A 13851-nucleotide genomic window follows, 5' to 3' on the forward strand; every position below is an offset into this window, starting at 1 on the left:
CCCGCACAAGACGCCGAGTCCGTCTGCCTGAGGAGAAAAGCACGCATGGCACGCATTGGTGAGAGCGCAGATCTGCTCAAATGTTCTTTCTGCGGCAAGAGCCAGAAGCAGGTCCGCTATAAGCTCATCGCAGGTCCCGGAGTGTACATCTGTGATGAGTGCATCGAGCTGTGCAACGAGATCATCGAGGAGTACCTCAACGAGGTCCAGGAGCCCGATGACTTCGAGCTGCCCACCCCCCGGGAGATCGCGTCCTTCCTGGACGAATACGTGGTGGGGCAGGACAAGGCGAAACGTCTGCTGGCCGTCGCCGTGCACAACCACTACAAGCGCATCCAAGCCACGGGCTCGGCGGCGAAGACCACTTCCTTGGAGAAGGGGCCGCTGGATGACGTCGAGATCGGCAAATCCAACATCCTGATGATCGGTCCCACCGGTTCCGGCAAGACCTACCTCGCCCAGTCGCTGGCCAGGAAGCTGCAGGTGCCCTTCGTCGTCGCCGATGCCACCTCGTTGACTGAGGCCGGCTATGTGGGCGAGGACGTCGAGAACATCCTGCTGAAGCTGATCCAGGCCGCCGACGGCGACATCAAGAAGGCCGAGCAGGGCATCATCTACATCGACGAGATCGACAAGATCTCCCGGAAGTCGGAGAACCCCTCCATCACTCGGGACGTCTCCGGCGAGGGCGTTCAGCAGGCGCTGCTGAAGATCCTGGAGGGTACTGTGGCCTCGGTGCCCCCGCAGGGCGGGCGGAAGCATCCGCAACAGGAGTTCATGCAGATCGACACCTCCAATGTGCTCTTCATCGTGGCCGGTGCCTTCGCCGGTTTGGAGGAGATCATCGGCTCGCGCGCCGGGCGCAAGGGGATCGGTTTCGGTGCTCCGCTGAATACGATCAGCCGGGCTGAGGTCAGCTATGCCGACGTCGAGCCGGAGGACCTCCACAAATTCGGCTTGATTCCTGAGTTCATTGGCCGGCTGCCGGTTGTGGCCACCGTCGAGGATCTCGATCAGGACGCCCTGGTCAAGATCCTCACCGAACCGCGCAATGCGCTGCTGAAGCAGTACCAGAAGATCTTTGCCCTGGATGGTGTGGATCTCGAATTCGATGAGGGTGCGCTGCAGGCCGTCGTCGAGCAGGCTGAAGCGCGGGGGACCGGGGCGCGTGGACTGCGTTCCATCCTTGAAGGTGTGCTGCATCCCATCATGTTCGAGCTGCCCGGCCGTGATGACATCGCCCAGGTGACCATCACTGCCGAGGTGGTCCGTGACGGTGCCGAGCCGGAGATGCTCAGCCGCACTGAGGCGAAGAAGCTGCGCAAGAAGTCTGCCTGAGCCGCTGAACTGCGGTTTTCTGTGCGCCACAGCATGCCTGCTTAGGTGCAGAGCCCGTCTCTCCTATAGAGTGAGTCCACTCGAATCGTGACGATAGTCACTCGCTGCGAAGATGAGGCGGGGCACCGGCATCACCGGCCGGTGCCGGAGAGGGTGGACGCATGGGAAGAACACGGTCCCACGGGTTCCGACGGCGCAGCAGCGCCGTCCTCGGAACCGCCGTAGCCGCCGGGCTGCTGCTCAGCGCCTGCGGAACCGATGACGGCCCTCCGGTGCTGACCTGGTATATCAACCCGGACGACGGCGGCCAGGCCGCCATCGCCGAGAAGTGCTCCGAAGAGGCCGACGGCGACTACCGGATCCAGACCTCCCTGCTGCCCCAGGATGCGCCTTCACAACGGGAGCAGCTGGCACGCCGTCTGGCCGCCGGAGACTCATCACTGGACATCATGAGCCTGGACCCGCCCTTCATCCCGGAGTTCGCTGAGCCGGACTTCCTGGCACCGGTTCCCGATGACGTCGCTGACGCCACGACTGAGGACACGCTCGACGGCGCGCTGGCCGGTGCGATGTGGGATGACGAACTCGTCTCGGTCCCCTTCTGGGCGAACACCCAGATCCTCTGGTACCGGGAATCGGTGGCCGAAGAAGCTGGGTTGGATATGGACCAGCCGGTGACCTGGGATGAGCTCATCGCTGCCGCCGAGGATACCGACACGCTGCTGGGCATCCAGGGCATCCAGGCAGAATCGGCCACTGTCTGGCTCAACGCCCTCTACGAGTCTCAGGGCGAGCAGATCCTGCCCGATCCCACGCTGAGCTCCGATGAGATGGAGACCGCGCTGGATTCCGAAGCCGGGGCCAAGGCGGCTGAGATCATGAGCACCATCGGGGAGGAGGGGCTCGGCGGTCCGGGTGTCTCTGCGATGGACGAGAACCAGTCGATGTTCCTCTTCCAGGGCGACAACGGCTCCTTCATGGTCAACTGGCCCTTCATCTGGACGGCGACGCAGGCTTCCGTCGAGGACGGCACCGTGGATCAAGAGGTGCTCGATGACATCGCCTGGGCCCAGTATCCACGAGTCGACGAAGACACTGAATCGGCCCCTCCCCTCGGCGGCATCAACCTCGGCGTCGGGGCCGACTCGGAGCACCCGGACCTGGCCTGGGATGCGGTGGAGTGCATCGTCTCCCCGGAGAACCAGGTCGAGTACTTCATCACCAACGGCAACCCGCCCTCCTCGGCGGAGGCTTTTGAGGATGAGCAGGTCCAAGAGACCTACCCGATGGCAGATGTCATCGCCGAGTCGCTGGACGCCGCCGCGCCGAGGCCGCAGACGCCCTATTACTCGGACATCTCCCAGATCATCCAGGAGCGTTACACCCCGCTCTCGAGTGTGAACCCGGAGCGCACCCCGGAGTCCACAGACGACTACGTCAAGCAGGTCCTCAGAGGGGAGCGGCTGCTGTGAGCAAGCTCAGTACAGAGACACAGAAGATGCGCATCCTCGAAGCCGGTGAGGAGAGTGTCCGGCCCAAGAAGTCCGCCCGGGCACGCGCTGAGGCCCGGCTCGGATGGCTGATGGCGGGCCCGGCGTTCCTCATCATGCTCTCGGTGACGGCGTATCCGATCGCCCAGGCGGTCTACGAATCGCTGTTCTCGCACCGCCTGACCGAGCCGGATGCCCGAGAGTTCGTCTTCCTCGGCAACTACGTGACGATCTTCAGCGACGGAGTGTTCTGGTCAGCCTTCGCGGTGACCGTACTGGTCACAGTGATCACCGTCGCCGTCGAACTCGTCCTCGGCTTCGCCCTGGCGCTGATCATGCATCGGGCGCTGAGGGGCCTGCGCGGCACTCTGCGCACTGCGATCCTGGTGCCCTACGGGATCATCACGGTGGTCTCGGCCTTCGCCTGGTACTACATGTTCGACATCAACACCGGCTACATCAACGAGTGGTTCGGGTGGCTGCCGGGGATCAACTCCGACCTCGACTGGTTCTCGAACTTTGCCACCGCCATCACCGTGATCATGGCCTCGGAGATCTGGAAGACCACCCCCTTCATCGCGCTGCTGCTGTTGGCCGGACTGGCGCAGGTGCCCGAGGAGATGGTCGAAGCCGCCAAAGTCGACGGGGCGACCTGGTGGCAACAGATGTCCCGGGTGGTGATCCCCCATATGAAGGCCGCCATCATGGTCGCGGTCCTGTTCCGCGCGCTGGATGCCTTCCGCATCTTCGACAACGTCTTCATCATGACTCAGGGTCAACACGGCACCAAGGTGCTCTCCATGTTGGCGTATGACACCTCGATCACTCGATTGGAGATCGGCATGGGCTCGGCACTCTCCGTGGTGCTCTTCGCCTGCGTGCTGCTCATCTGTGCGGTCACCGTCTGGGGCTTCAAAGTGGATCTGGCCTCCGGCACGGACCACCAGGACGCGGGGAAGGAGAAGTGATGGCCGCTCCCGGAGGAAACACCACCAAGATCAAAGCGGGCTGGGCGGTGCTCTTCGTCGTCACCTTGGTCTACGCGCTGTTCCCGGTCTTCTCGATTCTGATGACCAGTTTCAAGACCCCCGGCGACATCGCCTCCAATACGCTGCTGCCCTCCACCTGGACCTGGCAGAACTACGAGGAGATCTTCGTCGGAGGAGCGCAGACGCTCTTCCTCACCGCCCTGCGGAACTCGATCGGCATCACCCTCATCGCCACGGCCATCGCCGTGGTGCTGGCCACGTTGTGCGCCTATGCGGTGGCTCGGTTCGATTTCCCCGGCAAGAAGGTCATTTTGGCTTCGGCGCTGGCGGTCTCGATCTTCCCGGTGATCTCCGTGGTGACGCCGCTGTTCAACCTGTGGCGCGCTGTGGGTCTCTATGACACCTGGCTCGGTCTGATCATCCCGTACCTGTCGCTGACGCTTCCGCTGTCGATCTGGACGCTCTCGGCCTTCTTCCGGCAGATCCCCTGGGAGCTGGAAGCCGCCGCGCAGGTCGACGGCGCGACCCAGTGGCAGGCCTTCCGCAAGGCCATCGTCCCGCTGGCCGCTCCGGGAGTGTTCACCACCGCCATCCTGGCGTTCTTCATCGCCTGGAACGACTTCGTCTACGGCATCTCGCTGACCTCCACTGAGACGGCTCGGCCGGTCCCGGCCGCCCTGGCGTTCTTCACCGGTGCCTCACAGTTCGAGGAGCCGGCCGGTGCTATCTCAGCCGCCGCCATCGTGGTGACCGTCCCGGTGATCATCCTCGTCGTCCTCTTCCAGCGCCAGATCGTCTCGGGGCTGACCCAGGGGGCGGTGAAGGGATGAGGAACCCCTGTAGAACCAGCGGCCGTACAGCCGCACAGCAGCTTGTCATCGTCACGCACGCACCGGACGGCCGGTCAGAGATGAAGAGATGAGAGGGCCCGCAGCATGGCATCCATCGTTCTGAAGAACCTCGTGAAGAAATACGCCGACGGGTACCCGGCGGTCAACGACGTCTCCATCGACATCGAGGACGGCGAGTTCGTCATCCTGGTCGGGCCCTCGGGCTGCGGGAAGTCGACGCTGCTGCGGATGATCGTCGGGCTGGAGGACATCACCGAAGGCGACCTGATCATCGACGGCCAGCGGGTCAATGACATCGCACCCCGTGAGCGGGATCTGGCCATGGTGTTCCAGAACTACGCGCTGTACCCGCATCTCTCGGTGTTCGAGAACATCGCGTTCCCGCTGCGGCTGCAGAAGGGCCGGTTCTCCAAGAAGGAGATCACGGACAAGGTCAACGTCGTCTCGGAGATGCTTGAGCTCAACGAACATCTCAAGCGCAAGCCCGGCAACCTCTCGGGTGGTCAGCGCCAGCGTGTGGCCATGGGACGGGCGATCGTGCGTGAGGCCAAGGCATTCCTCTTCGACGAGCCGCTGTCCAACCTCGACGCCAAGCTCCGCGGCCAGATGCGCACCCAGATCTCTCAGCTGCAGCGGCGTCTGGGCACCACCTCGGTCTACGTCACCCATGACCAGGTCGAAGCGATGACGCTGGGGGACCGGGTTGCGGTGCTGAAGAAGGGGGAGCTGCAGCAGATCGCCTCACCTCGAGAGCTCTATGAACAGCCGGCGAACCTCTTCGTCGCCGGGTTCATCGGTGCCCCCTCGATGAACTTCCTTCCGTCCACCGTCAAAGACGGCAAGCTCTCCACTCCGGTGGGCGACTTCGACATCCCCGCCAGTCATCAGCAGGCCGGTCAGGGCCGAGACATCGTCCTCGCCGGGATCCGACCGGAGTTCTTCGAAGACGCGGAGACTCTGGAAGGCACCAAGCGGGACCGCGGCAGCCTGCTGGAGGTGGAGATCTCGCACACCGAATGGTTGGGCAATGAGCAGTACGTCTACGTCCACTACGAGATGGACAAGCGAGTGGAGGACACACTGCAGTCACTGGCCGAAGACATGGACGCCGACGAGACCCGCCCGGAGCTGGTCATCGCCGTCTCCCCGGAGTCCCAGCTGCGCGGTGGTGATCGCGCGACGATCTGGGTGGACGTCAGCCGCATCCACCTCTTCGATCCGGCAACCGGGGAGAACCTCACCCATGACCCCGAAGCCGGTGCCGAGCTGACGCGGCGTGCAGCAGATGAACGCCGCCGTGACGCTGAACGTGCTCAGCACCGCGGTCAGGAGGCCGCCGGGCAGAATTGACACCGCAGAACCGGCGCCGTAGGACTGCCCGACGGCGGCCTCCTGCCTCAGAGGTTCAGGCCTGAAGCCACGCGGTGGACTCGCCGGCGAGGCGACCGTCGACCAGCGGTGCTGAGCTCAGCAACACCTCACCGTCGGGCAGGTCAGCCGGCTCGGTGCCGAAGTTGGTCACGCAGATCCACCCGTTGGGTCTGATCAGGCCGAGCACGTCGGGACCAGTGTCCAGCCACTCCAGCTCCTCAGCCGTCTGCAACTCACGGCGCAGCCGCAGTGCACGCCGGTAGAGCGCCAGTGTGGAGTTCGGGTCCTCCTCCTGGCGGGAGACGGCATGCTCGGCGAACCACTGGGGCTGGGGAAGATGCGCGGTGGCCGGGCCGAAGCCGAAGGACGGACCGTCTGCGGTCCACGGCAGCGGTACCCGGCACCCGTCGCGGCCGACTTCAACGCCCTGATTGCGGAAGAACGTCGGGTCCTGCCGGTGGGCGTCAGGGATGTCGGCGACTTCATGCAGCCCGAGCTCTTCGCCCTGGTAGATATAGGCGCTGCCCGGCAGCGCCAGCTCGAAGAGGCTGGCCGCCCGGGCCCGACGCAACCCACGCTGGGCATCGAGCGTTGGCTCGGCCCCGCGGGCCAGAAGCCAGTCCACGCCGGCCTTCTCCTCGTGGTCGGCCTTCGGGGGCAGCCCGTAACGGCTGGCATGGCGGACGACGTCGTGGTTGGAGAGCACCCAGGTGGAGGAGGAACCGGCACGCGCGGAAAGTTCCAGATTGTCGGTGACCACCGCCCGGAACTGCTCGGCATCGAAATGGGCTTCGAGGAGGTCGAAGTTGAAGGCCTGGCCCAGGCCTTTCTCGCTCGCGTAGAGCGGACGGCGGTCTGCCCCCACCCATGCTTCCGCCACGGCGAAACGCGGCGGATCATATTCGTTGAACACCTCTCGCCATTCGGCATAGATCTCGTGGACCTCGTCACGGTCCCAGGTGGGGTGGGTGCCGTCCCAAGGAAGGCCGTCCAGTTCCGCCTGACTCGGCAGCACCTCGGGCAGCTCCTTGGCCAAGCCGTGGGCCACGTCGATGCGGAAACCGTCGACACCGCGGTCGGACCAGAACCGGATGGTCTGCTTGAAGTCTTCGTGGACCTCAGAGTTGTTCCAGTTCAGGTCTGGCTGTTCCTTCGCGAAGGTGTGCAGGTACCACTGTCCGTCGGGCACTTGGGTCCAGGCGGGGCCGCCGAAGATGGAGGTCCAATCTGCAGGGGGCAGCTCGCCATGTTCTCCGCGGCCGTCGCGGAAGATGAACCGCTCGCGCTCGGCGGAACCCGGGCCGGCCTCGAGTGCGGCGCGGAACCACTCATGGCGGTCCGAGGAGTGGTTCGGCACGATATCGGCGATGAGCCGGATCCCCGCACCGTGCAGAGCGGCGATCATCTCATCGAAGTCGTCCAGGGTGCCGATCTTGGGATCGACGTCGCGGTAGTCGTCGACGTCGTAGCCGCCGTCGGCCAGGGCCGAGGGGTAGAAGGGGCTCAGCCACACGGCGTCGATGCCGAGCTCGGACAGATACGGCACTCGGGCAGTGATGCCGCGCAGATCACCGATCGTGTTGCCGTCAGAGTCGGCGAAGGAGCGCGGGTAGATCTGATAGACCGCGGCCTGGCGCCACCACAACGGATCGAGCTCGGCATCACCGGCGGTCGAAGCGGCGGACTCGGGGGAGGGATGGGAGTTCTCGGTCACGGAGATCCTTTCGGTGCAGGAGGACGCCACGGGAAGATGTCATGGGGTGATGTCACCGGATGATGTCACGGCAAGACGTCAGGAGAGAACCTCACAGATGCGATGGCCAGTCCCACCACACCCTGCGGTGCGACTATTTCAGAATCGGGACGGGGATTCCATCGACGCCCCCGGTCGGCCCCGTCTGCGGCCTTCATCTCCGGTTCCCAGCCGGGATCGGCTATGCCGACTTCCTGGCATGGGTGCTAAGTTGTTCTGGAAGCATCTGTGACGTGTCACTCGTTCGATCCCGTCTCTGCAGATGCCTCCACCCATCCGATGACCAATCCGTCCGACGACGAAGAGCGGAGCACTGATCATGAGCACCATTCCGGCAGGTCTGCGGTACAGCGCTGAGCACGAGTGGATCGCTGAGGGCGAGTCCGAGGGTGTGGTGCGCGTGGGTATCACCGACTTTGCTCAGGACGCGTTGGGTGAGGTGGTCTACGTCGAGCATCCGGAGGTGGGGGGCACCGTCTCCGCCGGTGACGTCGTCGGCGAGGTGGAGTCCACCAAATCCGTCTCGGACATCTACGCGCCGGTCAGCGGTGAGGTCGTCGCCGTCAACGAGGCTCTCGAGGACGATCCCGGTGCGGTGAACTCTGACTCCTACGGTGCGGGGTGGCTCTTCGAGATCCGTCTCTCCGATGCCGGGGAGCTGGAACAGCTGCTCTCGGATGAGGACTACCGGAACCAGGTCGGCTGAGGCTTCCCGGCCCGCCGCCCCACCCGTTTTTCAGGAGAGGAGCTCGCTGTGACACAGTCACCCGGCACACCGGAGGAGAGCCGTCATATCGCGGAGACGACGAGCATCTCGTTGCCTCCTGCCGATGCCCGCAGCGCGACGCCGCATCTCACCGAGCAGGATCAGGAGGCGATCTCGGCGCTGCCTCAGGGCTCGGGGCTGCTGATCGCTCACACCGGGGCGAATCAGGGTGCCAGGTTCCTGCTGGACCGTCATGTCACCACTGCCGGCCGTCACCCGGACGCAGAGATATTCCTCGATGACGTCACCGTCTCCCGCCGTCACCTGATGTTCCACCGCGTGCCCGAAGGCTTCGAGATCGAGGATCTGGGCAGCCTCAACGGCACCTACGTCAACCACGATCGCGTCGACCGCTATGTGCTTCGCGCCGGAGACGAGGTCCAGATCGGCAAGTTCCGGCTGACCTTCTACGCCGGGCATAAGTGACCGTCTCAGGCCAGAACACGGCGTTCTCAGGCCAGAACACGGTGTCGACCGACACGCCCGAACAGCGGCTGAGTGCACGCGGGGTGTTCGCCCAGAGCCGAGCAGGGTATCCTATCGGCAGACGGCCCTGCCGTTTTGACCCATGCCCAGGAACCCAGGGAGGCGCAGCGCTGTGAGTGCCGCACCGATGAGACAGCCGGGAAACGGGTCCGCTGCGCCGGACCCGGCGTCTTCGCATGTCTTCACGATCTCCGAGGTGCTGCGTGAGCTCCACGGCGACTTTCCTGATCTGACCGCCTCGAAGCTGCGTTTCCTGGAAGAGCGCGACCTCATCACTCCGGCCCGGACAGCATCGGGCTACCGCAAGTACTGCGCCGCCGACGTCGAGCGCCTGCGCTTCATGCTGGGGCTGCAGCGTGATCGCTATATGCCCCTGGACGTCATCAAGAAGACGATGGACGCGCTGGACGCCGGTGAGCAGCCCGAGGAGCTGCCTGATGCCGCACCGGTGGGGCCGCGTGAAGTCACCACGGAGATGGCCGCACATCTCTCGGGCCGGTCCCGGCCGCTCAGCCGCAAGGAGTTACGCGCCCAGTCAGGTGCGACCCGCGGCATGCTGGACACGCTGGAGAACTTCCGCATCATCAAGGCAGACCGGGACGGCAACTACAGTCACCATGACCTCAAGGCGGTGCGCTCGGTGCGCGTGCTGGCACGCTACGGCCTCGAGCCGAAGCACCTGGTGAACATCCGGCGCTCGGCTGACAACGAGCTCGACCTCATCGGCCGAGCGATGGCACCGTACGCGGCCCGCAAGGATGCTGCCGCACGAGCCCGGGTCGCCGAGTCCTCCAAGGAGATGCTGGAGAACCTGCGCGATCTGCGCGACTCGATGATGGACGCGGCCGTGGAGTCCCTGGATCGCAGTTGAGGGCTGGGGGCCGAAAGGGTGCATCCGGCGCGTTGCCGGGGTACAGTGACCAGACAGGTCAGCATCGCCAGGGGCGCGGCCGGAGCGCGGTCACCGATCGTTCTTTCCGACACACCGCGCCGTGCGTGCGGATGTCGTTGACCCGGGCATCGCGGCGTTCTACCGTCGGTGCATAAGGGTCACCGCATGCGCCGCCCGCACTCTCGCATCACCGGATGAACATCTGATGATGGGGGTGGCGAGACTTCCCCCGGCGGGACCGCACCGAGGAGGGTACTACGTGAGTCTCGATTCCCGCGTCAGCGATGAGCAGGCGCAGCACGACGTCGACGCCGTGCAGCACTATGCGCCGCAGCAGCGTCTGTTCGACGACGGCCTGCCGGATCTCGACGAGGAGATGGGGTACCGAGGGCCGATCGCCTGTGCTGCCGCGGGCATCACCTACCGTCAGCTCGACTACTGGGCACGCACCAAACTCGTGCAGCCCTCCCTCCGCAACGCCAGCGGTTCTGGCTCCGCCCGGCTCTATTCCTTCCGCGACATCCTCGTCCTCAAAGTCGTCAAGCGCCTTCTGGACACCGGTGTCTCGCTGCAGCAGATCCGCAGTGCGATCGAGCACCTGCGTGAGCGCGGCGTCGATGACCTCGCCCAGATCACACTGATGTCTGACGGTGCCTCGGTCTACGAGTGCACCTCTGCCGACGAGGTCATCGACCTCGTTCAGGGTGGTCAGGGAGTCTTCGGCATTGCAGTGGGACGGGTGTGGCGTGAAGTCGAGGGCAGCCTCGCGGAGCTGCCCCGTGAGCGCACGGAATCGGAAGGCGGCTCGGACGCCGCCGTGCAGCCGGAACTTGCAGCCTTCGCGCAGCAGGATGAACTGGCCAAGATGCGCCAGCGCCGTCGCTCAGCCTCCTGAGTCGCTCAGGCTCTGTCCCTCCAGCAATCCTGACCGGACCCAAAGTCAGCTCTAGGTCAGCCCTGCGTCAGTTCTCGTCAGCTCTGCTGCGTCGGGACCAACTGCTCGAGCAGCTGGTTGAACGCCTCCGCCAGGTTCCGTGCCTGCTCACCGGGCCACTGATGCACCGGGTACGCTGCTCCCTGGATCTGCTGCCAGTACGGGTTCTCCTCCAGCACCGGTACGAGCAGATTGTCGTGATAGAGCCGTTCCATCTCGTAGAGCCGATACTCATGTTCGGTGGAGTCGGTGCGCACCCGGTTGACCACCACATGGGTGGCACCCAGCTGAGGATTGAACTCCCGGGAGAAGAGCGAGATGGCACGCATGGCCCGCTCAGTGCCCGCCACCGAGAAGAGGCTGGGCTCAGCCACCAACACCACCTGGTCTGCCGCGGACCACGCCATACGGGTCATCCCCGACAACGAGGGTGGGCAGTCGAGGAGCACCAGGTCATAGCCGCTCAGCCCGGTCAGCAGGGCACGAAGCCTGCGCAGATCCCGGGGCCGGATGTCCGGACGGTCGAAGGTCGAGGACATCGCCGAACCGACGACCACGTCCAAAGCGGCACCGTTGCGGCGGTCCTCGGGCAGCAGATCCAGCCAGCCGGAGCGCACCACATGCCCAGAGATCTGGCTGCGGCGCGCATTGCGCAGCAACTGGGCGATCTCGGTGCCGTCACCGCGGGCGACGGCCAGGCTCGTAGTGGCATCGGCGTGGGGGTCGAGGTCCACCACCAGCGTGCGCAGCCCGCGCATCAGAGCCGCGGAGGCCAATCCGGTGGTGACGGAGGTCTTCCCGACCCCGCCCTTCAAACTGGAGACGCTGACTATCTGCACGCGCCCCATCATACGGAACGATACCGACGAGATGTGCAGAGCCGAGGGCCGGATCTGCGCACAGCACTGAGGGCAACGTTGTCAGCACAGCCAGCACAGCCAGCACAGTCAGCGCATCGGATGAGGAGATGATGTCAAGAGACGCTCTCAGGAGACGCTGATCTCACCCATCTCGTCCCAGTCGTCTCCGTCGATCTGCCGCGAGATGATCTTGGGAGTCGCGGTGAGCACTTCGCTGATCGGTCCGTTGACGAAGCGCTGGAAGTGCTCCGAGTTCACGTGGGCTTCCGCGGCGTCGTCATCGAAGGCCTCGACCAGGACGTATTCGTGCGGATCCTCGATATTGCGCGACCACTCGAACCACTTATTGCCGGGTTCGGCGCGAGTGGCGGCGGTGAACTCGGCGACGTGCTCGGGGAACTCCTCAGCGGCTTCGGGCTTGACGGGGAACTTCACCACGATGAAGATCATGATCTCTCCTTGTCTCCTCTTTCACTTCCGGTCAGACGGGTGAGGCCGGGCCGCGACGCGACGCATCCGGCACTGGCCCTGGTGACCACTCTATGACCCGGCCCTGACATGCCACGAGCAACGAGTCATAGGATGGGGGCCATGGCCACATTGCGACCCGACCTAGGGATCATCGGTTCCGGCTCCGGCAACACGCTCATCACCGACTTCTGGGATGACAAACAGGTGGTGATGGCGGAGAAGGGTGTGGGCAGTCACCAGGCTTTTGGCGGCACATGCCTCAACGTCGGGTGCATCCCGACCAAGATGTTCGTCCGCCCGGCAGAGCTCGCCCGCTCGGCCGAGGAGGCCGCGCGGCTCAACGTCAGCCAACGCACTGAGGCCACGGATTGGGCAGGGATCAGAGACCGGGTCTTCACCCGCATCGACGCGATCTCCGCAGCCGGACAGCACTACCGCGATGTCGAGCAGGACAACGTCGAACTGCTCACCGCGCAGGTCCGCCTCACCGGCCCTCGGAGTTTCGCCACCGAGGACGGCACCGTGGTCGCCCCGGATCAGCTGGTGCTGGCCGCCGGCTCCCGTGCAGAGCTGCCCGACGTCCCGGGAATCACCCTGCCCCAGGTGCACACCTCAGATTCGATCATGCGGCTGGACCGACTCCCCGCACGTGTCCTCATCGTCGGTGGGGGCTATGTCGCCTGCGAGTTCGCCGGAATCTTCGACGGCCTGGGCAGCGAGGTCATCCAGGTCAACCGATCCCAGGGGCTGATGAAGGCCCTCGACGCCGATATCGCAGATCGGTACACCCACTTAGCGGCACAGCGCTGGCAACTCCGTCTCGGGCGCACTCTGACCGGCATCCAGGAATCCTCCCCGGCGGAGGTGTCGCAGCAGAGCCCGCGGGTCGCGGTGACGCTGCAGGGTCCCGAAGGGGAGGAGACGGTGGAGGTCGACGCGGTGCTCGTCGCGATGGGCCGGCGTCCCAACACCGATCTCATCGGTGCCGCCGAGGCGGGCCTCGATCTGCACCCCGATGGCCGGCTCGTCGTCGATGCCTACCAGCGTGTGCTCTCCGGCGGGGAGCCGGTGGCCGGACTGTATGCCCTCGGTGACATCAGCTCTGCGGCTCAGCTGAAGCATGTGGCCAACCACGAGGCACGGGTGGTCGCCCATAACCTGGAGCACCCCCACCGGCTGCGCGCAGCCCGGCATGAGGCGATCCCCTCGGCAGTGTTCACCCACCCGGAACTGGCGCAGGTGGGCCTCACCGAGGCCGAGGCCGTCGCCGACCGGGGTGCTGAGCATGTCACGACGGCCATCCAGGACTACGGCGCGACCGCCTACGGATGGGCGATGGAGGATGAGACCGGCGTCGTGAAGGTCATCGCCGACCGCCGCGACGGCCAGATCCTGGGCGCCCACGTCATGGGCTACCAGGCCTCGAACCTCATCCAGCCCATCGTCCAGGCGATGAGCTTCGGACAAGACGCCTATACGGTCGCCCGCGGCCAGTATTGGATCCACCCGGCATTGATGGAAGTGGTGGAGAACGCCCTGCTGGGACTCGAGGTACCGGTGGGGGAAGACGCTCCGCTGTGAGCGGAGCTGTCATCAGAGCTGCGAGCAGAGCTGTCAGTAGAGTCAAGAGATGACCGCCGAACCCGGCGG

13 protein-coding genes are annotated in these 13851 nt (G+C 65.0%); 10 read left to right on the plus strand and 3 right to left on the minus strand.

The window, feature by feature from the left end:
* The first annotated feature begins 45 nt into the window (after nucleotides 1–45).
* From clpX to RIL96_RS08280, 5 genes are all read left to right on the plus strand, one after another.
* On the plus strand, nucleotides 46–1338 hold the full coding sequence (clpX, locus tag RIL96_RS08260) for an ATP-dependent Clp protease ATP-binding subunit ClpX (protein ID WP_310548538.1): 1293 nt from the start codon (nucleotides 46–48) through the stop codon (nucleotides 1336–1338).
* Between the two features lie 161 nt (nucleotides 1339–1499).
* Entirely contained in the window at nucleotides 1500–2810 is a 1311-nt protein-coding gene (locus RIL96_RS08265) for an extracellular solute-binding protein (RefSeq protein WP_310548539.1), read from the plus strand.
* A 26-nt stretch (nucleotides 2811–2836) separates the two neighbouring features.
* Nucleotides 2837–3796, plus strand: coding sequence for a carbohydrate ABC transporter permease (locus RIL96_RS08270; protein ID WP_310548589.1), 960 nt, complete (start codon nucleotides 2837–2839; stop codon nucleotides 3794–3796).
* Nucleotides 3796–4647, plus strand: coding sequence for a carbohydrate ABC transporter permease (locus RIL96_RS08275; protein WP_310548540.1), 852 nt, complete (start codon nucleotides 3796–3798; stop codon nucleotides 4645–4647). Before RIL96_RS08270 ends, RIL96_RS08275 begins: the two co-directional genes overlap by 1 nt.
* A 105-nt stretch (nucleotides 4648–4752) precedes the next feature.
* Complete coding sequence (locus RIL96_RS08280; protein WP_310548542.1) at nucleotides 4753–6018, plus strand: ABC transporter ATP-binding protein; 1266 nt, start codon at nucleotides 4753–4755, stop codon at nucleotides 6016–6018.
* Nucleotides 6019–6073: 55 nt separating this feature from the next.
* Here the strand turns inward: RIL96_RS08280 and RIL96_RS08285 are convergent, their stop codons facing one another.
* Nucleotides 6074–7753 carry a glycoside hydrolase family 13 protein gene (locus RIL96_RS08285; RefSeq protein WP_374761866.1) on the minus strand — a complete coding sequence of 560 codons (1680 nt, stop codon included), beginning with the start codon at nucleotides 7751–7753 and terminating at the stop codon, nucleotides 6074–6076.
* 358 nt (nucleotides 7754–8111) lie between these two features.
* Between RIL96_RS08285 and gcvH the strand changes: the two genes are divergently transcribed.
* The 4 genes from gcvH to RIL96_RS08305 all read left to right on the plus strand — a co-directional run bounded on the left by gcvH (nucleotide 8112) and on the right by RIL96_RS08305 (nucleotide 10831).
* Nucleotides 8112–8498, plus strand: a complete 387-nt coding sequence (gene gcvH / locus RIL96_RS08290; protein WP_310548543.1) for a glycine cleavage system protein GcvH — start codon at nucleotides 8112–8114, stop codon at nucleotides 8496–8498.
* A gap of 48 nt (nucleotides 8499–8546) precedes the next feature.
* Nucleotides 8547–8984, plus strand: a complete 438-nt coding sequence (locus RIL96_RS08295; RefSeq protein ID WP_310548544.1) for an FHA domain-containing protein — start codon at nucleotides 8547–8549, stop codon at nucleotides 8982–8984.
* Nucleotides 8985–9171: 187 nt separating this feature from the next.
* A complete protein-coding gene (ftsR, locus tag RIL96_RS08300) occupies nucleotides 9172–9915 on the plus strand; it encodes a transcriptional regulator FtsR (RefSeq protein ID WP_310548545.1) in 744 nt (247 codons plus the stop codon).
* Nucleotides 9916–10195: 280 nt separating this feature from the next.
* A complete protein-coding gene (locus tag RIL96_RS08305; protein ID WP_374761867.1) occupies nucleotides 10196–10831 on the plus strand; it encodes a MerR family transcriptional regulator in 636 nt (211 codons plus the stop codon).
* A gap of 77 nt (nucleotides 10832–10908) precedes the next feature.
* Here RIL96_RS08305 and RIL96_RS08310 read toward each other — a convergent pair whose 3' ends face one another.
* A complete protein-coding gene (locus RIL96_RS08310; RefSeq protein WP_310548546.1) occupies nucleotides 10909–11709 on the minus strand; it encodes a ParA family protein in 801 nt (266 codons plus the stop codon).
* Nucleotides 11710–11856: 147 nt separating this feature from the next.
* Nucleotides 11857–12180 carry a putative quinol monooxygenase gene (locus RIL96_RS08315; RefSeq protein WP_310548547.1) on the minus strand — a complete coding sequence of 108 codons (324 nt, stop codon included), beginning with the start codon at nucleotides 12178–12180 and terminating at the stop codon, nucleotides 11857–11859.
* Between the two features lie 141 nt (nucleotides 12181–12321).
* Between RIL96_RS08315 and RIL96_RS08320 the strand changes: the two genes are divergently transcribed.
* On the plus strand, nucleotides 12322–13782 hold the full coding sequence (locus RIL96_RS08320; RefSeq protein ID WP_310548548.1) for a mycothione reductase: 1461 nt from the start codon (nucleotides 12322–12324) through the stop codon (nucleotides 13780–13782).
* The last annotated feature ends 69 nt before the right edge of the window (nucleotides 13783–13851 follow it).

This window comes from Nesterenkonia aerolata (assembly GCF_031470965.1).
GTDB lineage: Bacteria > Actinomycetota > Actinomycetes > Actinomycetales > Micrococcaceae > Nesterenkonia > Nesterenkonia aerolata.

What these genes read in the sequence shown, in the direction of transcription:
- RIL96_RS08270 (WP_310548589.1), top strand. Translation starts at nt 2,837, where the DNA reads ATGCGCATCCTCGAAGCCGGTGAGGAGAGTGTCCGGCCCAAGAAGTCC.
- ftsR (WP_310548545.1), top strand. Translation starts at nt 9,172, where the DNA reads ATGAGACAGCCGGGAAACGGGTCCGCTGCGCCGGACCCGGCGTCTTCG.
- RIL96_RS08315 (WP_310548547.1), bottom strand. Translation starts at nt 12,180, where the DNA reads ATGATCTTCATCGTGGTGAAGTTCCCCGTCAAGCCCGAAGCCGCTGAG.
- RIL96_RS08265 (WP_310548539.1), top strand. Translation starts at nt 1,500, where the DNA reads ATGGGAAGAACACGGTCCCACGGGTTCCGACGGCGCAGCAGCGCCGTC.
- RIL96_RS08320 (WP_310548548.1), top strand. Translation starts at nt 12,322, where the DNA reads ATGGCCACATTGCGACCCGACCTAGGGATCATCGGTTCCGGCTCCGGC.
- clpX (WP_310548538.1), top strand. Translation starts at nt 46, where the DNA reads ATGGCACGCATTGGTGAGAGCGCAGATCTGCTCAAATGTTCTTTCTGC.
- RIL96_RS08275 (WP_310548540.1), top strand. Translation starts at nt 3,796, where the DNA reads ATGGCCGCTCCCGGAGGAAACACCACCAAGATCAAAGCGGGCTGGGCG.
- RIL96_RS08280 (WP_310548542.1), top strand. Translation starts at nt 4,753, where the DNA reads ATGGCATCCATCGTTCTGAAGAACCTCGTGAAGAAATACGCCGACGGG.
- gcvH (WP_310548543.1), top strand. Translation starts at nt 8,112, where the DNA reads ATGAGCACCATTCCGGCAGGTCTGCGGTACAGCGCTGAGCACGAGTGG.